Annotated in this window: 20 protein-coding genes; 7 read left to right on the top strand and 13 right to left on the bottom strand. The window is 61.3% G+C overall.

The features are described 5' to 3' along the window. Positions 1 to 51: 51 nt before the first annotated feature. Entirely contained in the window at positions 52 to 939 is an 888-nt protein-coding gene (locus ACR52_RS14590; RefSeq protein WP_048725293.1) for a LysR family transcriptional regulator, read from the bottom strand. Between the two features lie 132 nt (positions 940 to 1,071). Here ACR52_RS14590 and lysM point away from each other — a divergent pair, with 132 nt between their 5' ends. Next, positions 1,072 to 1,518: a peptidoglycan-binding protein LysM gene (gene lysM / locus ACR52_RS14585; protein WP_048725291.1), complete on the top strand. Its 447-nt coding sequence runs from the start codon at positions 1,072 to 1,074 to the stop codon at positions 1,516 to 1,518. 108 nt (positions 1,519 to 1,626) lie between these two features. Here the strand turns inward: lysM and yrfG are convergent, their stop codons facing one another. Continuing rightward, complete coding sequence (yrfG, locus tag ACR52_RS14580) at positions 1,627 to 2,289, bottom strand: GMP/IMP nucleotidase (protein WP_048725289.1); 663 nt, start codon at positions 2,287 to 2,289, stop codon at positions 1,627 to 1,629. Positions 2,290 to 2,376: 87 nt separating this feature from the next. Between yrfG and nudE the strand changes: the two genes are divergently transcribed. Both nudE and cysQ read left to right on the top strand, forming a co-directional pair. Next, a complete protein-coding gene (gene nudE, locus ACR52_RS14575) occupies positions 2,377 to 2,943 on the top strand; it encodes an ADP compounds hydrolase NudE (RefSeq protein ID WP_048725287.1) in 567 nt (188 codons plus the stop codon). Next, positions 2,940 to 3,776 (top strand): 3'(2'),5'-bisphosphate nucleotidase CysQ, encoded by an 837-nt coding sequence (gene cysQ / locus ACR52_RS14570; RefSeq protein WP_048725286.1) that lies wholly within the window; start codon positions 2,940 to 2,942, stop codon positions 3,774 to 3,776. The genes nudE and cysQ overlap by 4 nt, the downstream gene beginning before the upstream one ends. Positions 3,777 to 3,902: 126 nt before the next feature. Here the strand turns inward: cysQ and ACR52_RS14565 are convergent, their stop codons facing one another. From ACR52_RS14565 to rfbB, 7 genes are read right to left on the bottom strand one after another with little or no spacing between them, the layout of a single operon-like run. Further along, positions 3,903 to 4,358: a YiiD C-terminal domain-containing protein gene (locus ACR52_RS14565; protein WP_048725284.1), complete on the bottom strand. Its 456-nt coding sequence runs from the start codon at positions 4,356 to 4,358 to the stop codon at positions 3,903 to 3,905. A gap of 26 nt (positions 4,359 to 4,384) precedes the next feature. Beyond that, positions 4,385 to 5,770, bottom strand: coding sequence for a sigma-54-dependent transcriptional regulator (locus tag ACR52_RS14560; RefSeq protein ID WP_048725282.1), 1,386 nt, complete (start codon positions 5,768 to 5,770; stop codon positions 4,385 to 4,387). Then, entirely contained in the window at positions 5,767 to 7,575 is a 1,809-nt protein-coding gene (locus tag ACR52_RS14555; RefSeq protein WP_048725279.1) for a sensor histidine kinase, read from the bottom strand. Before ACR52_RS14555 ends, ACR52_RS14560 begins: the two co-directional genes overlap by 4 nt. A gap of 36 nt (positions 7,576 to 7,611) precedes the next feature. After that, complete coding sequence (rfbD, locus tag ACR52_RS14550) at positions 7,612 to 8,493, bottom strand: dTDP-4-dehydrorhamnose reductase (protein WP_048725276.1); 882 nt, start codon at positions 8,491 to 8,493, stop codon at positions 7,612 to 7,614. Further along, on the bottom strand, positions 8,490 to 9,035 hold the full coding sequence (gene rfbC / locus ACR52_RS14545; protein WP_048725273.1) for a dTDP-4-dehydrorhamnose 3,5-epimerase: 546 nt from the start codon (positions 9,033 to 9,035) through the stop codon (positions 8,490 to 8,492). The genes rfbD and rfbC overlap by 4 nt, the downstream gene beginning before the upstream one ends. After that, a complete protein-coding gene (gene rfbA / locus ACR52_RS14540; protein ID WP_048725271.1) occupies positions 9,032 to 9,907 on the bottom strand; it encodes a glucose-1-phosphate thymidylyltransferase RfbA in 876 nt (291 codons plus the stop codon). The genes rfbC and rfbA overlap by 4 nt, the downstream gene beginning before the upstream one ends. After that, positions 9,904 to 10,986 carry a dTDP-glucose 4,6-dehydratase gene (gene rfbB, locus ACR52_RS14535; RefSeq protein ID WP_048725269.1) on the bottom strand — a complete coding sequence of 361 codons (1,083 nt, stop codon included), beginning with the start codon at positions 10,984 to 10,986 and terminating at the stop codon, positions 9,904 to 9,906. The genes rfbA and rfbB overlap by 4 nt, the downstream gene beginning before the upstream one ends. Before the next feature lie 152 nt (positions 10,987 to 11,138). Here rfbB and ACR52_RS14530 point away from each other — a divergent pair, with 152 nt between their 5' ends. The 3 genes from ACR52_RS14530 to ACR52_RS14520 all read left to right on the top strand — a co-directional run bounded on the left by ACR52_RS14530 (position 11,139) and on the right by ACR52_RS14520 (position 15,726). After that, on the top strand, positions 11,139 to 14,048 hold the full coding sequence (locus tag ACR52_RS14530; protein WP_048725267.1) for an aminotransferase: 2,910 nt from the start codon (positions 11,139 to 11,141) through the stop codon (positions 14,046 to 14,048). A 121-nt stretch (positions 14,049 to 14,169) separates the two neighbouring features. After that, positions 14,170 to 15,276 (top strand): agmatine deiminase, encoded by a 1,107-nt coding sequence (gene aguA / locus ACR52_RS14525; RefSeq protein WP_048725265.1) that lies wholly within the window; start codon positions 14,170 to 14,172, stop codon positions 15,274 to 15,276. A gap of 234 nt (positions 15,277 to 15,510) precedes the next feature. Next, positions 15,511 to 15,726 carry a hypothetical protein gene (locus ACR52_RS14520; RefSeq protein ID WP_048725262.1) on the top strand — a complete coding sequence of 72 codons (216 nt, stop codon included), beginning with the start codon at positions 15,511 to 15,513 and terminating at the stop codon, positions 15,724 to 15,726. A gap of 241 nt (positions 15,727 to 15,967) precedes the next feature. Here the strand turns inward: ACR52_RS14520 and ACR52_RS14515 are convergent, their stop codons facing one another. Further along, positions 15,968 to 18,055 carry a TonB-dependent receptor gene (locus ACR52_RS14515; protein WP_048725259.1) on the bottom strand — a complete coding sequence of 696 codons (2,088 nt, stop codon included), beginning with the start codon at positions 18,053 to 18,055 and terminating at the stop codon, positions 15,968 to 15,970. 408 nt (positions 18,056 to 18,463) lie between these two features. Here ACR52_RS14515 and ACR52_RS14510 point away from each other — a divergent pair, with 408 nt between their 5' ends. Continuing rightward, a complete protein-coding gene (locus tag ACR52_RS14510; protein ID WP_048725258.1) occupies positions 18,464 to 19,756 on the top strand; it encodes an OprD family porin in 1,293 nt (430 codons plus the stop codon). A 224-nt stretch (positions 19,757 to 19,980) separates the two neighbouring features. Here ACR52_RS14510 and ACR52_RS14505 read toward each other — a convergent pair whose 3' ends face one another. The 3 genes from ACR52_RS14505 to ACR52_RS14495 are packed head-to-tail and all read right to left on the bottom strand — an operon-like array spanning position 19,981 to position 23,318. Further along, positions 19,981 to 21,558 carry a M48 family metallopeptidase gene (locus tag ACR52_RS14505; protein ID WP_048725256.1) on the bottom strand — a complete coding sequence of 526 codons (1,578 nt, stop codon included), beginning with the start codon at positions 21,556 to 21,558 and terminating at the stop codon, positions 19,981 to 19,983. A gap of 13 nt (positions 21,559 to 21,571) precedes the next feature. Then, positions 21,572 to 21,937, bottom strand: a complete 366-nt coding sequence (locus tag ACR52_RS14500; protein ID WP_048725249.1) for a hypothetical protein — start codon at positions 21,935 to 21,937, stop codon at positions 21,572 to 21,574. A gap of 37 nt (positions 21,938 to 21,974) precedes the next feature. Further along, complete coding sequence (locus tag ACR52_RS14495) at positions 21,975 to 23,318, bottom strand: CHASE2 domain-containing protein (RefSeq protein WP_048725245.1); 1,344 nt, start codon at positions 23,316 to 23,318, stop codon at positions 21,975 to 21,977. Between the last annotated feature and the right edge of the window lie 51 nt (positions 23,319 to 23,369).

The raw sequence follows: 23,369 nt of genomic DNA, 5'->3' as shown, positions 1-23,369 counted from the left end.
CAAAGCGTCGCGTCTAATTGCCAGTACTGATCTACCGATAGATGACATCGATCAAGACTCTGTTTGCGATTTCTGAAACAGCGCGAAACACGCTTCCGCCAACGCCGAGCGAGGCGCGCTGCGCCGCATGATCAGCCCAAGGCGCGCCAGGGTGTGGGCGTCCTCAATGGGTTGCAGGCGCAAATGCTCAGTGAGCGCGTCCAAGCCGCCGTCCAGTGGCATTACCGCGCAGCACAGCCCGCCGTGCACAGCTTGTAACAACTGGTGGACGGCATCGGTTTGCAGCAGCGGTTGCGGGTGCAGGCCCCGGCTGTGGAAGTTGTGGTCGATGGACTGGCGAAAGTGCATGCCGCTGGTGAGCATGCCCAAGGGCAGTTCGATCAGCGCTTCCCAGCTCAATGGCTTATCGCCGAAGCTGAAATAGCGTTGGTCGTAGAGCAGGCCCATGCGGGTTTCGCCGAGGGCCAGGGAGTCGAAGCGTTCGTTGTCGAGGCGGTCGAGGTACGACACACCAAGGTCCAGGCGATTGCTCGCCAGCTGTTCGAGGATCTGTTCAGAGCTGAGTGCCGACAGCTCAAAGCGCAGGCTCGGGTGCTCTTTGTGCAGTTGCTGCATCAATGCCAAGGGATCAAAGCTCGACAGTGGCACGACGCCCAGTCGCAATGTGCCCACAAGGTTGCCGCGACACGCCGCCGCTTCGGCCTGCAAGCCGTCATACGCCGCCAACACCGTACGCGCCCAGGCCAGCACGCGTTCGCCAGGAGCGGTAAAGCCTTCGAAGCGCTGGCCGCGGTTGACCAGCGGCAGGTCGAGTTCTTCTTCGAGGCTGCGCAGGCGCATCGACAGGGTCGGCTGGGTGATGTGACAACGCGCGGCCGCCTGGCCGAAGTGACGGGTCTCGTCGAGGGCGATGAGGAATTTCAGCTGTTTGATGTCCATCTTCGCTCCAGGGCTTATTCCAACGGCGGGGGGATTCTAGCGCGTTTGGGTCTTTGGTCGGGCTGGAACCCAAGTCTGTAGGACTGGTCTAGTCTTGGGCATCTGGAAACCAACTACCAAGGAGAGCGCACCATGAGTATTTTTAGCTTTGTTAAGGAAGCAGGCGAGAAGTTGATTGATCTGTTGACGCCGGGTAATGCGAACGCCAGTGAGCAGTTGAAGGAGCACGTGGCAAAGGTGGGTCTGGGTAATCCGAACGTGCAGACCACGGTGGATGGCGACAAAGTGACCGTAACCGGTGAAGTCGCGACCCAGGAAGAGAAAGAGAAGATTCTGCTGGCGCTGGGCAATATTGCCGGTGTGGCGAGTGTGGATGACCAGATCACCGTATCCGGCCCGGGCCCAGTCGTGGCGGCCGCCGTCTTTTACACGGTGCTCAGTGGCGACACGCTGAGCAAAATCTCCCTTCACTTCTACAAAGATGCCAACAAGTACAACAAGATCTTCGAGGCCAACAAGCCGCTGTTGTCTCATCCAGACAAGATTTACCCAGGGCAGACGTTGCGTATTCCTGAGTAATACACGGGCGAAAAGGTGGGAGGGGGCTTGCCCCCGATGACGGAGTGTCAGTCAAGGAAGCTTTGATTGACACACTGCTATCGGGAGCAAGCCCCCTCCCACATTTGATTAGAGTCCGGCAATCAGATCCCGATAATCCCCCACTGCAGCAAACTCCACCGTGTCCTTTGGCCCCTTCCGGCTGTCCGGTTCTTTCACCGCCAGCAGGTGCCCCACGCCAAAATCCCGGGCGCTGCGCAGGATCGGCAACGTGTCGTCGATAAACAGGCTGCGGGCCGGGTCGAAATGGATGTCAGCGTGCAAGGCATCCCAGAACTGCGGGTTTTCCTTGGCGAAACCGTAGTCATGGGAACTGATCAAACGCTCGAAATACGGCGCCAGTTCAATGCGTTCCAACTTCAATGACAGCGAATCACGATGGGCGTTGGTGATCAGGATCACCCGCTTGCCGGCTTGTTTGATCGCCGCCAGAAAGGTGTCGGCATCCGGGCGCAGGGCGATCAGGTGGGCCGTTTCCAGCTTGAGTTCGCGCACCGGGATGTTCAGCTCGGCGCTCCAGAAGTCCAGGCAATACCATTGCAACTGGCCGGCGTTACGCTCGAACAGTGGCTGCAACTCCATCTCGGCCATCGCCCGGCTCACCCCGTGCAGCTCGGCGTAACGCTGGGGCAGGTGTTCCATCCAGAAGTGGTTGTCGTAGTGCAGGTCGAGCAGGGTGCCGTCCATGTCCAGCAGGACGGTGTCGATGGCGTGCCAGGGCAAAGAGGGCATGGGGCGGTCTCATGTAAGTAAAGATATCCGACACAGACAATCGGAAAAGCCACGGTATAGTAACCCGATCACGCCAAGGAGCCGCTCATGCGCCAGAAACCCACCGTCCTCGCCCGCGAAATAGTCGCCAGTAGCCGTTTGTTCCGCGTGGAGGAAGTGCAATTGCGCTTTTCCAATGGCGTTGAACGGACCTACGAGCGCTTGGTGGGCCGCGGTGCCGGCTACGGCGCGGTGATGATCGTGGCGATGATCGATGATGATCACGCGTTGCTGGTGGAAGAGTACTGCGGCGGCACCGATGAGTATGAGTTGTCGTTGCCCAAGGGGTTGATCGAGCCCGGCGAAGACATACTGGCGGCCGCCGACCGCGAGCTCAAGGAAGAAGCGGGCTACGGTGCGCGCCAGTTGGAACACATTACCGAACTGTCGTTGTCGCCCGGCTATATGAGCCAGAAAATCCAGGTGGTGCTGGCCACCGATCTCTACGAAGAACGCCTTGAAGGCGACGAGCCCGAGCCGATGCGCGTGGAAAGGGTCAACCTGCGGGAGCTGTCGCAACTGGCGCAAAACGAGCAATTCAGCGAAGGCCGCGCCCTGGCCGCGCTGTACCTGGTACGAGATCTGCTGACCCAGCGTGGAGCGTTCAGCGCATGAGCGAACTGTTTTTAGGCCACCCGTTTATCGCCCCTGTGATTGAGCTGGCTCGCCAGGCGGGTGAAGTCATCCTGCCTTACTGGCGCGCCGATGTGGCGGTGACGTCCAAGGCCGATGATTCGCCGGTGACGGCGGCAGACCTCGCCGCTCACCACCTGATTCTCGCCGGCCTTACCGCGCTCGACCCAAGCATCCCGGTGCTGTCCGAAGAAGACGCCGATATTGACCAGAGCGTGCGCGCCAGTTGGCAGCGCTGGTGGCTGGTGGACCCCTTGGATGGCACCAAGGAATTTATCGCAGGCAGTGAAGAGTTCACCGTCAACGTGGCGTTGATCGAAAACGGCCGCGTGGTGTTTGGCGTGGTCTCCATGCCGACCAGTGGCCGCTGCTACTTTGGTGGCGCGGGCCTGGGGGCGTGGCGTTCTGATGTGAATGAAGCGCCCAAGCAGATCCAGGTGCGCGAGACACCGGCGGCCGGCGAAGCTTTTACCGTGGTCGCCAGCCGTCGGCATACCAGCCCCGAGCAGGAGCGCCTGCTGGACGGTTTGAGCGCGGGCTTGGGTGAGTTGAAGCTGGCGAATATCGGCAGTTCGTTAAAGTTCTGCCTGTTGGCCGAGGGCAGCGCCGATTGTTATCCGCGCCTGGCGCCGACCTCGCAGTGGGATACGGCGGCGGCGCAGGGCGTATTGGAAGGGGCGGGCGGCGAGGTGCTGGAGTTGAGTGGCGAGCCGTTCAGCTATCCGGCGCGGGCGTCGTTGTTGAACCCGTTTTTCCTGGCGTTGCCGGCGAAGGCGGCGTGGCGTGAGCGCTTGCTGACCCTGGCCCGCTCTTAAGGCCTCAGCCGATCTAAATGTGGGAGGGGGCTTGCTCCCGATGGCGGTGGTGAGTCAAAGATGTACCGACTGACACTCCGCTATCGGGAGCAAGCCCCCTCCCACATTGGTTTTGTGTGATGGTTTTCAGCGGTGCAGGACGTACTGGCCGCTGAACGCCACCGCTCGCTCCTCACTGCCCTCATTCACAATCCACGTCTCCAGCGTCAACCGCGCCCGCCCATACCGCTTGTAGGTCGCCAAAAAGCGCTTCCACACCTTCTCCTCCGGCGCCGGGCAAATCGCCGTCGCGTCTCGCGTCACTGGCAGCGGATAACTGATCTGCCCTTCCTGAATCACGATATGCCCGTCTTCGATGCCTTCTTCGCGCAATTGCAGGTGCAGCCAACCCCAGCCCGCCAGCACGGCGCCGCAGTAAAGGCTGCCGCCGAACATGGTGCTCTTGTGGTTGATATTGGCTAGCAACGGCAGGTGTAGCTGCAACTGGCCGTATTGCCAGTCGAGCACCTTGAGGCCCATTTCCCGTGTGAGGGGGATGTCGTGGTGAAGGATGGATTCCAGGTAACGGCTGTCGCGGCTCATGGCGGCCTCTTGGTGGGTAGACAGGGTCATTCGTCGTCAGCGCTGTGATTGCCGCTGTCGGCGAAGTTGAGGCCGTGCTTGCGCAGTTTGTCGTGCAAGGTCTTGCGCGGGATGCCCAGGGCTTCGGCGAGGCTGCGCACGGAGCTGTGGGGGCGGGTGAGTTCGGCGGCGATCAGGCTTTTTTCGAACTGCTCGACTTGTTCACTCAAGCCGCCCGGTGTGGAGGTCAGCACGCCGGCTGCGGGATTGTCCTGAGTGTTATCCAGCGCCAGTTCCAGGCCCAGGGCAAAGCGCTCCGCAGCGTTTTGCAGTTCCCGTACATTGCCCGGCCAGCTGTGGCGCAACAGCAGGGCGCGCTGGCCCGGTTGTAGTTCGTGCAGCGGCAGGCCGTGGCGGCTGCTGGCTTCGTCGGCGAAGTGCTGGAACAGCATCAGCGCATCTTCACCGCGCTCGCGCAGCGGCGGAATGCGCAGCGGTGCGACGTTGAGGCGGTAATACAAGTCGGCGCGGAAGCGGCCCTGGTCGGCGGACTGACGCAGGTCTTCCTTGGTGGCGGCGATGATGCGGATGTCCAGCGGGATCAGCTGATTGCCGCCGAGGCGCTCGACCACGCGCTCCTGCAACAGGCGCAGCAGCTTGACCTGCACATCCAGGCTCATGCTCTCAATTTCATCGAGGAACAGCGTGCCGCCGTTGGCGAACTCGAACTTGCCGATGCGCCGCTTCTGCGCCCCGGTAAAGGCGCCCGGCTCATGGCCGAACAGCTCGCTTTCCACCACCGACTCGGCCAGGGCACCGGCGTTGATTGCTACAAACGGACCGCTGCGCCGGCTCGACAGGTCGTGCAGCGCACGGGCGACGACTTCCTTGCCGGCGCCGGTTTCACCCAGGATCAGCACGTCGGCCCGAGTAGCCGCCAGCGCGCCGATCTGCTCGCGCAGGCGCAGCATTTGCGGCGAGTGGCCCACCAGGCGCGTGCTCAGTTGTTGGCGATCACTCAAGGCCAGGCGCAGGCTGCGGTTGTCCAACACCAGCCGGCGCAAGGCCAGGGCGCGGCGCACGCTGTCGAGTAGTGCGTCGCTGGCGAAGGGTTTTTCGAGGAAGTCATAGGCGCCGGCACGCATGGCCTGCACCGCCAGCGGCACGTCGCCGTGGCCGGTGATCAGCAGCACCGGTAGCTCCGGGTCCTGGCCGTGCAGTTCGGCGAGCAACTCCAGGCCGTCCATGCCGGGCATGCGGATATCGCTGACCACCACGCCCGGCCAATCACGAGACAGGCGCGCAGTGAGGCCGGTGGCTTCGCCCAGGGTCAGGACTTTCAGCCCGGCCAGGTCCAGGGTCTGGCACAGGGCCTGACGCAGGTGTGGATCGTCGTCGATCAACACCACCTGAATCTGGTTATCGATACTCATACACTGCGGTCCTCGGACGGTTGCAGACTGACGCCCGGCGAGCCGGCACGCAATTTCAAGGTTAACAACGCGCCGCCTTCCTTGTGGTTGGCGAACAGCAGTTCGCCGCCAAAGGCACGCATCAGGGTGTCACAGATCGCCAGGCCTAGCCCCAGGCCCTGGGTGCGGGTCTTGGTGGTGTAGAACGGCTCGCTGGCGCGGCCCAGGGCTTCCATGCAAAATCCCGGGCCGTTGTCGCGAATGTACAGGTTGACGCCCGTCTCGGTGGTTTGGGCACTCAGCCAGAGTTTGCGCGGCGGGCCTTTTTCGGTGAGGGCATCGAGGGCGTTGGCCAAAAGGTTGCCGAGCACCTGGCGCAGACGGGTTTCGCCAGCCTGTACCCACAGGGTCGCTTCCGGAAGATCGCGGATCAACTCGACTTCCATCGAGCGTCGGCGCTTGGCCAGCAAGGCCAGGGCATCGTCCAGCGCCGGTTGCAGGGCCACGCTTTCCGGCGCGTGCCGGTCGCGGCGGGCGAAGGCACGCAGGTGGGCGATGATCGAGGCCATGCGCCCGGTCAACTCGCTGATCAGCTTGAGATTGCCCCGGGCATCGCTGGTGCGTTCATGGTCGAGGAGGATTTCGGCGTTTTCCGCATAGCTGCGAATCGCCGCCAGGGGCTGATTGAGTTCGTGGCTGATACTCGCCGACATGGTGCCCAGCGCCGAGAGTTTGCCCGCTTGCACCAGGTCGTCCTGGGCGCGCACCAGCTCCTGCTGGGCATGTTCGCGCTCCAATACTTCCTGTTTCAGGCGCCGGTTGAGGCCTTCCAGGTCGCTGGTCCGCTCTACCACGCGCATCTCCAGCTCGCGGCGGGCCTTGGCTTCGAAGGCAATGCGTTCCAGGTAATGCCGACGGCGTTGCATCATCAAGCCCAGCAGCAACATCAGCACCAGCAGCGTGGCGCCACCTACCGCGACTACCGTACGCACCGGGCGGTTGATCAGCGAGCGCGGCGCGAGGATTTCCACGTTCCAGCCGGTCTCGGCGATGGCCGTGGATTGGCGCAGCCACGCCGTGGTGCTCAAGGCCAGCGGTTGCGGGTCACGGGTCGGGTAAGGCTGGATGGCGATGATCGCCTGGCGCTCTTCGGCAGTCAGCGGCCGGGTCGCCCGAAAGCGCCATTGCGGGCGCGACGTGAGAATCACCACGCCGTTGTGGTCGGTGACCAGCAGTTGTTCCGGGGTGTTGCCCCACAGGCTTTCGGTGTGGTCCAGGTCGACCTTCACCACCAGCACGCCGATGATAGTGTCGCCATCGCGCACGGCGGCGGCGAAGAAGTAGCCGCGCTTGGCCGAGGTGGTGCCCAAGCCGAAAAACCGCCCCAGACGCCCGGCCATGGCTTCGCTGAAATAGGGTCGGAACGAGAAATTACGCCCGACGAAGCTGTCCGGCTTGTCCCAGTTGGACGCGGCCAGTGTTTTGCCGGTGGTGTCCATCAGGTACATCACTTCCACACCGGCCTGGGCGGCGACATCCTTGAGCAGCAAGTTGGCGCTGACCAGGTTGGTGCTGACCTCAGGGGCGTCCAGCGCGGTGCGCAGGGCCGGCAAGTCGCCGAGGATTTGCGGCAGCACCTCATAGCGATGCAGCGTACCCAGCAGGTTGGCGACGTACAGGTCGAGGGTCTGACGATTCTGCCCGGCCAGTTCGCTGCGGTAATAGCGCTCGGCCAAGTGCTCCAGCGGCCACAGCAACGGTGCCAGGCACAGCGCGAGCAGGGCGAGGCTGCGCCAGCGGGGTCTTCGTGGGAGGGGTGGAGTCATGGGAGTCGTGCGCCTGTGGGTACAGGCGCATTATGCCTAGTGCTGCTCTGCAAGACACTCGCGCAATGCGTCGTGCCACTGCGGCTGGCTGACCTGCCACTGTTGCTGCAGGTGGCTGCAATCGAGGCGTGAGTTCAGCGGGCGCTTGGCTGGCGTCGGGTAGGCGCTGGAAGGAATCGCCTCCAGCTCGGCGCAGGCTTTACCTTCGGCGCGCAGGTGCTCGCCAATCGCCTGGGCAAAGCCGAACCAAGACGTCTCACCCTGACCGGTCAGGTGATAGACGCCCCAGTCGCCCGCCTGGCCTGCCTGCCAGCGCTCGATCAACGCGCGGGTGCTGTTGGCGATGGTGCCCGCCCAGGTCGGTGCGCCGATCTGGTCGGCGACGATGCGCATGTGCGGTTTTTCCTGCAGCAGGCGTTGCAGGGTCAGCAGGAAATTCTTGCCGTGATTGGAGTAAACCCAACTGGTGCGCAGGATCAGGTACTCGCCGCCCACGGCCACGATCGCCTGTTCGCCGGCCAGCTTGCTTTGGCCGTAGATGCCCAGCGGGTTTGGCGTGTCGGCTTCGGTGTAGGGCGCAGTTTTGCTGCCGTCGAACACGTAGTCGGTGGAATAGTGGATCAGCGGGATGCCCAGGGCCTTGGCTTGCTCGGCGAGGACGCCGGGGGCGATGGCGTTGATGGTGAAGGCTGCATCCGGCTCGCTTTCGGCTTGATCGACGGCGGTGTGGGCTGCGGCGTTGATGATCAGGTCCGGGCGATGGGCGCGCACTTGCTGGCGGATCTGGTCGACGTTGGCCAGGTCCAGTTGGTTGCGGCCCAGTACGATGAGTTCGCCCAGGTTCTGGAGCCGCTGTTGCAGCTCCCGGGAGACTTGGCCGTGTTCGCCGGTGATGAGGATCTTTAGAGGGGTAGTCATGGGAACAGGTCGGCTTCCATCAGCAGTTTGCCCGCCTGGTCCTTGGCGGACAGTTGCGGCGTCTCAGTCAGTTCCCAGTCGATGGCCAGCGTCGGGTCATTCCACAAAATGCTGCGCTCGGCGCTCGGCTGGTAGTAGTCAGTGGTCTTATACAAGAACTCGGCGTATTCGCTCAGCACCACGAACCCGTGGGCAAACCCTTCCGGCACCCACAGTTGGTGATTGTTCTGCGCCGACAGGCGCACGCCTACCCACTGGCCGAAGTTCGGCGAGCTGCGGCGGATATCGACGGCTACATCCAGCACTTCACCGGCGATGACGCGCACCAGTTTGCCCTGCGTGTGTTCAAGCTGATAGTGCAGGCCCCGCAGCACACCTTTCTGCGAGCGCGAGTGATTGTCCTGCACGAAATTACGCTTGAGCCCGGTGGCCTCTTCAAAGGCGCGGGCGTTGAAGCTTTCGTAGAAAAAACCGCGCTCATCACCGAACACTTTCGGTTCAAGGATCAGCACGCCGGGCAATGAGGTTTCAACTACTTTCACTTGCTCTCTCCGGCCAGCGAGTACAGGTATTGGCCATAGCCGGTCTTGCCGAAGTACTTGGCGCGTTCCAGCAAGTGGTCGCGGTCGATCCAGTTATTTTCATAGGCAATCTCTTCCAGGCAAGCCACCTTCAGACCTTGGCGGTGCTCAATAGTCTGCACGTAGGTCGAGGCCTCAAGCAGACTGTCATGGGTACCTGTGTCGAGCCAGGCAAAACCACGGCCGAAACGTTCAACATGCAAGTCGCCACGCTTAAGGTAAGCGTTGTTGACATCGGTAATCTCCAGCTCGCCACGGGGCGACGGCTTGACCGCCTTGGCGATCTTGATCACGTCGCTGTCGTAGAAATACAGACCGGTCACGGCGTAAGAGGACTTGGGTTTGGCCGGTTTTTCTTCGATTGAAAGGGCGCGGCCCTCCTTGTCGAAATCGATCACGCCAAAACGCTCTGGGTCTTTGACCCAATAGCCAAATACCGTAGCGCCTGACGGGCGTTCGGCAGCTGTGCGCAATTGGTCACCGAAGTGTTGGCCGTGGAAGATGTTGTCACCCAGGATCAGGCACACCGGGTCATTCCCGATGAATTCCTCACCAATGATAAATGCCTGCGCCAGACCATCCGGCGAGGGCTGCTCCGCATAGCTGAAGCGCACGCCAAACTGGCTGCCATCGCCCAGCAGATTGCGGTACTGCGGCAGGTCCGTGGGTGTGGAAATCACCAGGATGTCCTTGATACCCGCCAGCATCAGCACCGAGATCGGGTAGTAGATCATCGGCTTGTCATACACCGGCAACAGCTGTTTGGACACGCCCAGGGTAATGGGGTGCAAACGGGTGCCGGAACCGCCGGCCAATACGATTCCCTTCATCATGCAATCAGATCCTTCAACTCAGTGTTGCCCAAACGTTCACCCTGATAACTGCCGTCCTGGACCCTGCGGCACCATTGCAGATTATCGAGGTACCACTGCACGGTTTTGCGCAGCCCGGTTTCAAAGGTTTCTTCCGGGACCCAGCCCAGTTCTCGTTCGATCTTGCTGGCATCGATCGCATAGCGCTGATCGTGGCCGGGGCGATCCTTGACGAAGGTGATCAAGTCGGTGAATTGCTCGACACCGGCCGGACGCTGTGGCGCCAGCTCTTCGAGCAGGGCGCAGATGCCGCGCACTACGTCGATATTTTTCTGCTCGTTATGACCACCGATGTTGTAGGTCTCGCCGACCACGCCTTCGGTGACTACCTTGAGCAACGCGCGCGCGTGGTCCTCGACGAACAGCCAGTCGCGTACCTGCAAACCATCGCCATACACCGGCAACGGCTTGCCCGCGAGGGCGTTGAGGATCACCAGCGGGATCAGCTTCTCGGGGAAGTGGAAGGGCCCGTAGTTGTTCGAGCAGTTGGTCAGCAGCACCGGCAGACCGTAGGTCCGCTGCCAGGCGCGAACCAGGTGGTCGGACGCAGCCTTGCTGGCCGAATACGGCGAGCTGGGCGCATACGGCGTGGTTTCGGTGAACAGGTCGTCCACGCCGTGCAGGTCGCCGTACACCTCGTCGGTGGAGATGTGGTGGAAGCGGAATGCGCTTTTGGCCGGCTCTGCCAGCGTTTGCCAGTAAGCGCGAGTGGCTTCCAGCAAGCTGTAGGTGCCGACGATGTTGGTCTGGATGAAGTCCGAAGGGCCGTCAATGGAACGGTCGACATGGGACTCTGCCGCCAGGTGCATGATCGCCTGGGGCTCGAAGCGTGCCAGCACGGCGCTGACGGTGGCCTGGTCGATGATATCGGCCTGGACGAACTCATAGCGGCTGTTGGACGCGATGCTGGTCAGCGACTCCAGGTTGCCGGCGTAGGTGAGTTTGTCCAGGTTGAGCACTTCGTGCTCGGTGTTTTCAATCAAGTGACGGATCAGGGCGGAGCCGATAAAACCAGCGCCGCCGGTGATGAGAATGCGCATGTCGGAGGGCCTTTAACTTAGACGGACATCAAGCGAATGAAGCATAGCTTGAGTTGTGGAGCAGGGTGGCGCAAGCGCGGTATGCGTTGGGGGTTGCCTAACCCCCCTCAACAATGGCGATATAAGCACCTGATAAAAACAGAGGTCGTCCCATGTTGCTCGCCACGTTGATCCATCGCGCCAGCCTGCCGTGCCCGCAAGTGGGCCCTGAACAGGCAGCACAGCTCCTTGAGCAGCACTACGGCCTCACTGGCAGGTTGCAGTCACTGGGCAGCCAGCAAGACCTCAACTACAGGATCGACAGTGACCGTGGCCGCTTTGTTCTGAAAATCTGCCGGGGCGACTACGCCGCCGTTGAGTTGCAGGCGCAGCACGCCGCGCTCAATAGACTGCAGACCCGTGCGCAGGTGCGTGTGCCCAGGGTCATCAAGGCGCTCACCGGCGAAGAGCTGCTAACCGTAGCGGTGGATGGGCAAACCCTGCACCTGCGGCTGCTGGACTACATCGACGGCCAACCTTTAACGCACCTGCCTCACTTGGGCCGCGAAGTGATCGCAGGCTTTGGTGAGCTGTGCGGGCGGATGAGCCTGGCGCTGGCCGATTTCGTGCATCCGGGCCTTGATCGCACCCTGCAATGGGACCCTCGTCACGCTCAGGAACTGATCACGCACTTGCTGGCGACCCTGGAAAACCTGCCCCACCGCGCCGCACTGGAACACGTGGCCGAGCAGGTATCGACGCGCATTCGCCCCCTGGTCGACCGCCTGCCGTGCCAAGCGGTGCACATGGACATCACCGATGACAACGTGGTGTGGCAGCGCGATGCACAGCGGCATTGGCAGATTCAGGGGGTGATTGATTTCGGCGATCTGGTACACACCTGGCGTATTGCCGACCTTTCGGTGACCTGCGCCGCGCTGTTGCACCACGCCGAAGGTGACCCCTTTGCCATCTTGCCGGCGATCCACGCGTGCCATGCCATCAACCCCTTGCAGCGCGAGGAATTACAGGCGCTGTGGCCACTGATCGTCGCCCGTGCCGCCGTGCTGGTGCTGAGCAGCGAACAGCAGCAACGCCTGGACCCGGATAACAGCTACCTGCTGAAAAATGCCGAGCATGAGTGGGAAATCTTCCATGTGGCGACGTCGGTGCCGTTTGAATTGATGGAGGCGGCGATTCTGGGCAGTGTCGGCGAGGCACTGCCGCCGGTCGCCAGCCAGGACTTCGCGCCCTTATTGCCGGGACTGGTGGGGCGTGAGTTCGCGCTGATCGACCTGGGCGTACTCAGCCCGCATTTCGAGGCAGGTAATTGGGAGCTGCCCGGCATTGATCGCCGGTTGCTGGATGAGGCGGCGGCAGTGCATGGGTTGGCCGCCAGTCGGTATGGGCAGTATCGGCTGTCGCGCACCTGCCCTGACAGTGCCTCGGAACCTGCGACGTTCCCGCTGCATGTCGAGTTGCACTTGCCCCATGGCACGCTGTTGGAGGCGCCGTTTGCCGGGGTTTTGCGCCAAGGTGTCGATGGTCTGTTGAGCTTGCATGACGCAGATTTGAGCGTGCGTTTATGGGGCGTAAAAACTTCATTGAAGGCGGACTCGGAACTGGTGAAAGGGCAAATACTCGGCGAAGTCCATGCTCCCTTGACCGTGCAATTGTGCCGAGCTGATCTGGAGCCTCCGCTGTTCTGCACCCCCTCCCGAGCACCGGCCTGGCAAGCGCTGTGCCCATCACCCGCCGCGCTGCTCGGCCTTGCCTGCGATGCAGAGCCGGAACTCGACCCCGAAGCCTTGCTGGCCCGGCGCGACGCCAGTTTCGCGCGCTCACAGAAGCACTATTACGTCGACCCGCCGCGTATCGAGCGAGGCTGGCGCAACCACTTGATAGACATGCAGGGCCGTTCCTACCTCGACATGCTCAACAACGTCGCCGTGCTGGGCCACGGCCACCCACGCATGGCGGCGGTGGCGGCGCGGCAGTGGTCGTTGCTCAATACCAACTCGCGCTTCCACTACGCGGCGATTGCCGAGTTTTCCGAACGCCTGCTGGCGCTGGCGCCTGACGCCATGGACCGGGTATTCCTGGTCAACAGCGGCACCGAGGCCAATGACCTGGCCATTCGCCTGGCCTGGGCCTACAGCGGCGGCAAGGACATGCTCAGTGTGCTGGAGGCTTACCACGGCTGGTCGGTTGCGGCGGATGCGGTATCCACCTCGATCGCCGACAACCCCCAGGCGTTGAGCAGCCGCCCGGATTGGGTGCACCCGGTGACCGCACCGAATACCTATCGCGGCGAGTTCCGCGGGCAGGACAGTGCGCCGGATTACGTACGAAGTGTGGAGCACAACCTGGCAAAAATCGCCGCGAACCAGCGCCAACTGGCTGGCTTCATTTGTGAACCGGTGTATGGAAATGCCGGCGGCATCTCCCTGCCGCCGGGCTATTTGCAGCAGGTGTATGCGTTGGTGCGCGCCCAGGGAGGTGTGTGCATCGCCGATGAAGTGCAGGTGGGCTACGGCCGCATGGGGCATTTCTTCTGGGGCTTTGAAGAGCAGGGGGTAGTGCCGGACATCATTACCATGGCCAAGGGCATGGGCAACGGCCAGCCCTTGGGCGCGGTGATCACCCGCCGGGAGATTGCCGAGGCGCTGGAGGCCGAGGGCTATTTCTTCTCGTCTTCAGGGGGCAGCCCCGTCAGTTGCCGAATCGGCATGGCGGTGCTGGACGTGATGGAAGAAGAAAATCTGTGGGAAAACGCCCAAGTGGTGGGCGGGCATTTCAAGGCGCGACTGGAAGAATTGATCGACCGCCATCCGTTGGTCGGCGCTGTGCACGGTTCCGGTTTCTACCTGGGCCTGGAGTTGGTGCGCGACCGGCAAACCCTGGAGCCCGCCACCGAAGAGACCGCACGGTTGTGTGATCGCCTGCGGGAGTTGGGGATTTTCATGCAGCCGACAGGCGATTATCTGAACATCCTGAAGATCAAACCGCCGATGGTCACTTCCAAACGCAGCGTGGACTTTTTTGTCGACATGCTGTCGAAGGTGCTGGATGAGCAGCTGTGAATAATCGATTGTTATCGGTTAACTATTGTCATATTTATCGCCTAAGCTCGTTAAGCGCTTTTAAAGCCGATTTTTATCCGCTATAAAGTCGGCCTTCACCCCATTCGGAGTCCTGATCGCCATGACCACCCTGCACAGCACACCTCGCGCCGATGGCTTCCATATGCCCGCCGAATGGGCGCCACAGACCCAAACCTGGATGATCTGGCCCGAGCGTCCCGATAATTGGCGACTGGGCGGCAAGCCGGCGCAGGCGGCTCACGTGGCCGTGGCCAAGGCCATCGCGCGATTTGAGCCGGTGACGGTCGCGGTTTCCGCCGGCCAGTACGAGAATGCGCGTGCCCGTTTGGATGTGCCGAATATTCGCTTGGTGGAAATGTCCAGCGATGACGCCTGGGTGCGCGATACTGGCCCGACCTTCGTGATCAATGACAGCGGCGAAGTGCGCGGCGTGAACTGGGATTTTAATGCCTGGGGCGGTTTTGACGGTGGCCTGTACGCACCGTGGAACCGTGACTCGCAGGTGGGCGGCAAGATCCTTGAGATCGAGCGCGCGCCGCGTTACCGCACCGAAGGGTTCGTGCTGGAGGGCGGTTCGATTCACGTCGACGGCGAAGGCACCCTGATCACCACCGAAGAATGCCTGCTCAACCGCAATCGCAACCCGCACCTCGACCGCGCGGCCATCGAAGCGGTGCTCAGCGCGAACCTGGCTGTGGATAAGATCATCTGGTTGCCGGACGGCCTGTTCAACGACGAAACCGACGGCCATGTGGATAACTTCTGCTGCTACGTGCGCCCTGGCGAAGTATTGCTGGCCTGGACAGACGACCCGCAAGACCCGAACTATGCACGCTGCCACGCCGCCATGGACGTGCTGCAAAGCAGCACCGATGCCCAGGGCCGCTCGTTCACTGTGCATAAAATGCCGATTCCTGGGCCGTTGTATGCCACCGAGGAAGAGTGCGCAGGCGTGGACCCGGTGGACGGCTCCCAGGAACGTAATCCGACCGTGCGCTTGGCGGCTTCCTACGTCAACTTCCTGATCGTCAACGGCGGCATCATCGCGCCAAGCTTCGACGACCCGCTGGACAGCCAGGCCAGGGAAATCCTGCAGAACCTGTTCCCGCAGCACGAAGTGGTGATGGTGCCGGGCCGCGAACTGTTACTGGGGGGGGGCAATATCCACTGCCTGACCCAACAGCAGCCGGCGCCGCAGAAAAACTGAGTGCAGATGTAACAGCGCCTCGAAGGCACTCGGGCGCAAATCTTTTTTAGCGTCCGCAGCAAGCCCGCAGCCCGCCAAGGTTGCGGGCTTTTTTGTGTTCGAATGCCTATAAATACGGGACATTGGCATAGCTCTTGTATCGGTGTTGTCACAGTGACTCAGGGGCATGACTGCGCAGTTCTGTCATAAACCTTGAGTAAGTTAGCCGCTCACGCAGTAGGAGAGAGCGCTGAAATGAATGCCGATATCAACCTGATGTACACCCGCCCGTTCCACCCGATGCGGGTCAACGGTGACGCGATTCATGCGCTGGCGCACTGGTTGAAGGCAAACGGCTCGCGACAGCTGAGGCAACAGCCTGACTTGCGCAGCGTGATGAGTGAACGTTACCCGGTGGGCTTGTTCAGTGAGGATGAAGTGCAGGTGTTGTGTGAGTTGATGAACAACTGAAAGCCTACTTGTGGCGAGGGAGGTCCCACCCCGTCTTCGACGCCGCGCTGTCGCGCAGCAAACTGGGACCTCTGTGGCGAGCGGGCTTGTCCCGCGTTGGGCTGCGAAGCGCCCCTGATGAAGACGAATGCGGTGTATCGGGCACTCCTCTGCGCCTGGTTTCAGGGCCGCTTCGCAGCCCAACGCGGGACAAGCCCGCTCGCCACAGGAGGTTGCCTTGTTGAAAGTTCCGCTTATGGTTTTAGAAACTGTAGGTTCCTGTTACGACCAGGCTACGCGGCTCGCCCGGCTGGATCTGCGCCACACTGGTTGCCGAGGCGTAGTAGGTCTTGTCAGCGATGTTGTTCAGCGCCGCCCGCACGTCCCATTCCTTCTGGCGGAAGCCGGCCAGCGCATCCCAGCGGCCATAACCCGGCAGCACCACGGTGTTGAGGCTGTCGGCATAACGGTCGCCCACCAGCGTTAAACCGGTTTCTGCGTACCAGCCCATCTCCGGTTTCCAGGTGATGAACAGGCTGCCGTTGCGCTTGGCCACGTCGCTGACGCGCTTGCCTTCAAAGCCGTTGTTGTCCTTCTCGACCTTGGCATCCTGCAGGCCGATGCCACCGCGCACGTACCAGTTGCCAACGATCTTGCCGGTGGCCGTCAGTTCCACGCCGCGTGAGCGCTGCATACCCGTGAGCAGAGTAATGGTGCGGTCCAGTGGGTCGTTGGTGCGGCGGTTGTAGAGTTCCAGTTCGTACACGGCCAGCGTGGTGCTCAGGCGGTCGTCGAGCCAGTCGCTTTTTACGCCGATTTCTTTCTGTTTGGTCAGCTCGGGGCTGAGCTCGTTGACGCTGCCGGCGGCATTTGGCGTGATGCCGATCAAGCCACCGCCCGCCGGGGAGAAGGTCTTGCTCCACGATGCGTAAAACGAGTGATCCTCCAGCGGCGTCCATACCAGGCCGACGCGCGGGCTGGTGCTGTGGCTTTCGACATCTTGTTGGGTATTGAGCACTTTGTTGGTGGTGTCCACTTCGAAGCGGTCGTACCGCAGGCCGCCCAATAGTTGCCACTGATCGTTCAGGCGCAGTTGGTCCTGCACGTACAACGCGCGACTTTCGACTTCGGTGTGGTTGTCACTCGACACACTCATGCGTCCGGTGTGGCTCAGGTGGCGATTGGGTTGGTTGAGGTTCAGGCTCGGCACATCCTGGCCGCCACGGGTTACGGCGGTGGCGGTGTACAGCTTCGGATCGCGGCGTTGGCTACCCAATTCCAGGCCAGTGAGCACGCGGTGTTCCAGGCCGAAGGTACTGAAACCGCCTTCCAGTTCAACGTTGTTGAACACATTGCGGGTGGTCAGGTCCTGCTGCCAGTGCTGGCGCGTGACGCTGTTGGTCGCGGCGCTGTAGCCGGTCTGGTAGGTGTTGTCGAAGTCACTGTCGAGCTTGAACACACCGAGGGTGTGGCGCAGTTGCCAGTTGTCGTTGAGTTCATAGGCGAGTTTGGAACGCAGCGACTGGGACTTGTCGTCGATGTAGTCGCCGCTGTCAAAGTAGGTGGTGCTGCGGCTCACATCGGCCGGGCGGCCGTTGACTCCGGGGATGCCACGGTCCGGTGTGCGGTTGTAGCGGCTGTATTCGTATTGCACCAGCCAGTTGAGTTCAGGCGTGAGCTGCCAGCTCATCGACGGTGCAAAGAGCTGGCGATTGCCGCTGACGCCGTCGCGGAAACTGTTGTTGTCCTGGTTGCCCATGTTCAGGCGCAGGCTGATGTCGTCGGTGGGGTCGGTGCTTAAGTCGGCATACAAACTGCGCAAATCGTTGCTGCCGCCTTGCGCCTCGATGCTCGACTTACGCCCGGCCGTTGGCAGTTTGCTCACGCGGTTGACGATCCCTCCCTGACCGCCTCGCCCGTAAAGCACTGCTGCCGGACCTTTGAGCACTTCGATGCGCTCGATGTTATGCAGGTCGCGCACGTATTGGCTGTCGTCGCGAATGCCGTCCAGGTAGAAGTCGTTACTCGCGTCGAAACCGCGAATACGCAGGCTGTCGAAGCGCGTGTCGGCGCCACTGCTGACGTTGGGAATGCCACTCAAGGCCTGGCCCAGGTCATTGGTGCCGTAGGAGCGCAGGCTTTCGGTCTTCACCGAATCGATGGCCTGGGGCACATAACGCACCGGTGTTGCGGTACGTGTGGCCGTGTTGGTCTCCTTGACGCGCGGGTCGTCTTCGTCAGCTTCGGCGCTGATCGAGGTTGCGGGCAAGGTTGTGGCCGCACAGGCAAAACCGGCAGACAGCAGAACAGAGAGCCCAAGGGTGATGGGCGTCAGTCGAGAGGCAGGCATGGTGGAATGTATCCAGATTGTATGGGAGGAGAAAACGCGCCAATGGTAATGCTTTACATTTGCGCACGTTATCTATTACCAAACGTGACACTGAAAAATTTGTTACTTGATGTGTTTTTTTGACGGATTGGAGAGGTTTTCAGACGTTCGCAGAAGCGCTGTAGGCCTTTGCTTAGAATTTTTTCGCCTAAATACAGACGATTCACGAAATTGACACTTAGTTCAATGCGCGACTAGGATTGCGCCCAACGCCTGTGGCTAACCGCCATGACTCATCCAATAAAAAAAGGCCCGCGGCATGTTCAGTCGTCCGCGGGCCTTCTTTTTTCCGGAAAAAGTCGATACCAGAAAGCAACACGGAGCCTGGTGTCACAGCGCGTACTCAACCAGTAATAAGGAATATAAGAAATGTTGAAGCAACGGATGAGTCTGATCGCTCTGGGGATTTTGAGCGCGTCGGCAGCAATGGCAAACGACCAGGAGCAATCCAAGGGTTTCGTAGAAGACAGCCACCTGAACATCGCAGCACGTAATGCCTATATCAGCCGTGACTACAAAAACGGCAAGCAAGACAAAGCCGAATGGGGCCAAGGCTTCATCGGCAAGTTCGATTCCGGTTTCACCCAAGGCACCGTGGGTGTGGGTGTGGACGTGATTGGCCAGTACGCCATCCGTCTGGACGGCGGTAAAGGTCGCAGCGGCGCGGGCGGTATCAACTTCTTCAAGCAAGGTGATAGCGGCGCAGCAGCCGACGACCTGGCCAAGGGCGGCGCAGCCGTCAAGGCACGCATCTCCAACACCGTCCTCAAGTACGGTGACCAGATGCCAGCCGTACCCGTTCTGCAGTACGACAACTCCCGTCTGCTGTCCGAAACCTATACCGGTACCTCGATCGTTTCCAAAGAGATCGAAGGCCTGCAACTGGACGCTGGTCGCTTTACCAAGGAAGCCCAAAAAGGCGCCGAAGGTACCGACAGCGGCAACCTGAAGAACATCAGCTACTTGGGCGGCAGCTACAAGTTCACCGAAAGCCTGTCGGCTGCGCTGTACGCTTCCGATATGGAAGACGTGCTGAAGAAGCAATACGTCAACGTCAACTACGTGCTGGCCCTGCCAGAGAAGCAGTCGCTGACGTTTGATTTCAACGGCTACAAAACCAAGCTGGACAAGAGCTTCGCCGAGCAACGTGGCGACGCTGACGCGCGCGACAACAAAATCTGGAGCCTGGGCGCCACTTGGGCTGTCGGCGCGCACAGCTTCACGTTGGCCCACCAGCGCAGCACCGGCGACACCGGTTACCTGTATGGCGGCTACCGCGACAATACCCGCGATACCGGTATCGGCGACGGCGGCAACACCATCCTGCTGGCCAACTCCTACTGGTCCGACTTCAACGGCAAGGACGAGCGTTCGTGGCAAGCCTCCTACGGTATCGACTTCGCTACCTTTGGCGTGCCTGGCCTGACCTACAACGTTGCTTACGTGCGCGGTACCAACATTGACGACGGCAGCGGCCGTGGCGATGGCACCGAGCGTGAAATCTGGAACCAGTTCAAGTACGTCGTACAAGCCGGCCCAGCGAAAGACCTGAGCCTGCGTGCGCGTGCTTCGTGGTTGCGTGTTTCCAACAACGCCAGCAACTACAACGTAGGCGGTAACGAAATCCGTCTGTTCGCCGACTACCCGATCAACGTTTTCTAATTGATCGCACGTCGCGCCTGATTCAAGGCGATAAAAACCCCCGACTGGTTCGGGGTTTTTTTATGCCGGCGAGCATCGCCCATATCGCTGCGAAAATGTTGCAGAGGGGAGGCGGGAATCACCCTGAAAATTTGTTACATCGCATTGCCCAGGCGCTCGTCTACCTGGAGAGCGCCGGGTTTGTCACCGGCGCGATTCTCCATGTAGGCGGCGGGCACTGACCGTCAGGCTTTGGCCGGCGCGAGCTTCTTGCAGTTTTCTTTGCGCGTCGGGTATTGCTCGCACTTGCGCAGCACGGTTTGCACCTGCTGCGCGTTCTGCAATTGCTGGTTGGCCAACAGCTTCTCGGTGATGAACAGTTCTTCCGAGCCCAGGTTGCGCTCGGCCTTGTCGATCATCGCCAATGCCGATTGCCCGTCGCCGCGCTTGAGGTGATAGCTGATCATCAGGTCGTACGTCGAGGGGCCTGCCAGCGACCAGTCCTTAATCGCCTGCAACTCTTTCAGCGCCTCGCTGTTTTTGCCCTGGGCCAGGCGCACGGTGTACGCCGTGCGCCGAATGCTTGGCTGATCCTTGACCGGCGAAGCCAGCGCTTTGCGGATAAACCCATCTGCGTCGGCCACCTTGTTTTTCTCCAGGGCATCGTTGGCAAAGTAGGCATTCTTGTAGCCCTGCATGGCTTTAGCCACCTGCGGCGTACTTTTGATCTTCTCCCAACTCTGCGGATTAATGCGTGCGCGGCGTTCCTGGCGATATTCGCGCTGCAGGTATTGGCGCAACTCGGTATCGCGGTCGATGGCCGACATGTGCGAGCGGTTGAAATACTGGGTGGTCGCGGAGATGCCGGTGGTCAGGCCGTCCTTGACCAGCACGTCGAGCTCCTGGGTAAAGCGGTTGAGATTGAACTGCTGCAGCGAATCCTGCATGGCGTTCTTGCGCGCGGTGAGGAAGCCGGTGAGCAGCGGTTTCTGCTTGCCCTGGAAGTCGTTGAGACGCTCCAGGCTATGGGTGGCGGCGCGGGGCGCATAACCGGCGCGGATCATCAGGTCGGTGCCGAGCAGGTCGGCCTGGTCTTCCTGGCTGCGGCCCCAGGCGGTGCTCCACACATGGTCGGAAAACGTATTGGCCAGCGCGGTGTACAGCACGGTGTTGCCAATGGTCTTCTGGGTGCCGGCCGGGTCTTTGCTGAACAGCTTCATCGTGCCGGAGCTGCGGTCCACACCGGTGTCGGCCGCCATCGTGGCCAAGGCGACGGTGGAGGCTACCGTGGTGAACATGTCCTTCTGCTGCTGGAAGGCCGCCATGCGGTCATGGTGATGCAGCAGCACATGGCTCATTTCGTGGCCAAGCATCGCGGCGATTTCGTCTTCGCTGCCGACGTTGTCCAGCATGCCCAAGGGCACGAATACGTTGCCGTAAGGGTCCGCCGAAGGTCCAAAGCTGTAGCTGTCGGTGATCTTCACCTGCAGGGGCGGTAACTCCCCCGGCCAGCCCTTGGACAAGCGCGTGACGATGCCCTGCAGGTACACCTGCAGCATCGGGATATCCACCAGGTTCTGCTGACGCGCTTCGGCGGCGGGCACGGCGCGCCCGTCATAGCTCAAGCGCTGCTGGCTCTGGCGTTGCGGGTCGAGCTTGTAGTACTGGCGCACGTCGGTGTTATCCACGTAGTGGCCCTGGACCCTGGATTGGGTCGAGGGCCCCACCAGGTTCAGGAACGCTTGGTCGGCGCCCTTCAATGTCGCGCGGCCGCTGAGTAGCGTGCTTGCCAGCAAGCTGGCTGCCAATAGAGATCCCTTCACCGCACCGCTCCTTTTATTGATTGCAGCCCGCACCAAAACCGATGGTGGAGTTATTACGGCTGTCTTTGGTCTGGCTCTTGGTCAGGCCCTGGCAGGGCAGGTCGACCACATTGAGCGGCGGCTCGATGCGCAGGTCCATGGTGTCCAGCCAGACCTTCTGACCCGCCAGCTCCACCTGCACCAAATCCAGCGCCTTGTTGTACTGCAACACCGTCAGGGGCTGGGTGGGCGCGTCTTTTTTCGGCAGCTCACGCTGTTGTTTTCCCTGCTCATCCAGCACCGCCACCGGGTCGGCCAGGAACGCCTTGATACTGTGGGTTTCCGCCCAGGCGTCCTGGGCGAAGAGGGCAACGAGCACTACGATCAGACTTCTGTTCATCCTTGGATTCCTTGAGTCAAATGACAAAGTGGCGCAGTCAGCGATCGCGGTCGAAGAAGGCTTCGATCCGTTCGCTGAACAGCACCAACGACAACAAAACAATACCCAGCACGTTCACCGGCGTGATGTGGCTGAGGCTCAGCAACACACTCACCGCCGCGAGCACCCCCATCACCAACAGCCATGACGGGCACGGCGAAGTAAAAAACCAAATTTCCTGGCGGCGCCAGCGGCTCCAGGTGCGATGGCCCGCCAACCGCCGCGCGTGCAGCGCCTTGAGCACGGCAATCAATGCCAGCAGGCCCAGCTCCAGCAGATCCAGCCAGTTGAACGGCACGCCGGGAAAATCGGCCGGTTCATGGTCATAGCCCATGCCCGCGTTGAGCAGGTTATCCAGGGCCATGGCGTGCAGAAAAACCCCCGGCAACTGGCCGTGCACCGGCGACTCAACCCAATCACCCGTCGAGGTGATGTTGGCCCCGACCATCACGAGACGGTCGCGCAGCAACTCGGCGACCAAGGCTTGATCGTCCGGGTCGCTGACCTCCAGGTCGCTGGCCGACAACGTCAGCGTGTAAGGGCAGCGCGCCTGCTCCGAGTCATCGAGTTTCCAGAACACTGCCTGGAACAACTGCGCCACCCCATCCAGCAAGAAATGCCGCGCCGGTGCGCAGTGGCGTATCTCGGCGATACGCGCCTGCTCGGGCGCCAGCTTCAGCCCCCACTGCACAGCGATTGGTTGGCGTTGAGCGGCGACTTCAGCGTCCACTGGCGGTCGCTTGCACGCCTGCGTCTCGCAGAACACGCGATACAGCGCCAGGGCCGGCGTCTCCATCAGCCCTATCGACGTCTCCACCGCCAGCGGGTACTTGTCATCCACCCCGTCCCACGCCACCAGGGCCGGGCGGCTCACCTCGACAAACGGTGCCAGCGTATTGGCCTGGCCCGCCTCACCGCGCGCCACGCCGGTATTGGCCAGCCACAACGGGATGCCCTGGCGCTGGTAGCGCTCAAACACATTCGCCAATAGCTGACTGCCCCGCGCCGGGTCGCCGAACGAGTGGTCGTGGCTGTACAGCAAATCCACAAAAACAGCCTTGGGTTTGTAGGCCAGCAAGCGCTTGAACAACTTGCTCTGCTCGCCATACGGCATCGGCCACGAAGTGGCATTGCGCATCAGGTACGCATCATCAATCAACACCACGGCCACCTGCTGCTGCCCGGTGTTGGCGTAGTGGCTGGCGAACATACGGTTGAGCCACTGCGACGACGCCTTGTCGCTGGAACTGGCCAGGCCGAAAGGATCGAGGATCGCCAGCAGCACGATGAGGGCCGCCAGCCAATAGCGGCGGTATTTGAACAGCGGGGGAGTCGACAACATCCGTGTCTCGATAGAAAGCACCAGCAAGACAGGGTTTTTAACGTGGTGGGA

Source organism: Pseudomonas fildesensis (genome assembly GCF_001050345.1).
Lineage (GTDB): Bacteria > Pseudomonadota > Gammaproteobacteria > Pseudomonadales > Pseudomonadaceae > Aquipseudomonas > Aquipseudomonas fildesensis.
The sequence above is the reverse complement of the archived record's forward strand: the minus strand, read 5'-3'. Positions and strand labels throughout refer to the sequence as shown.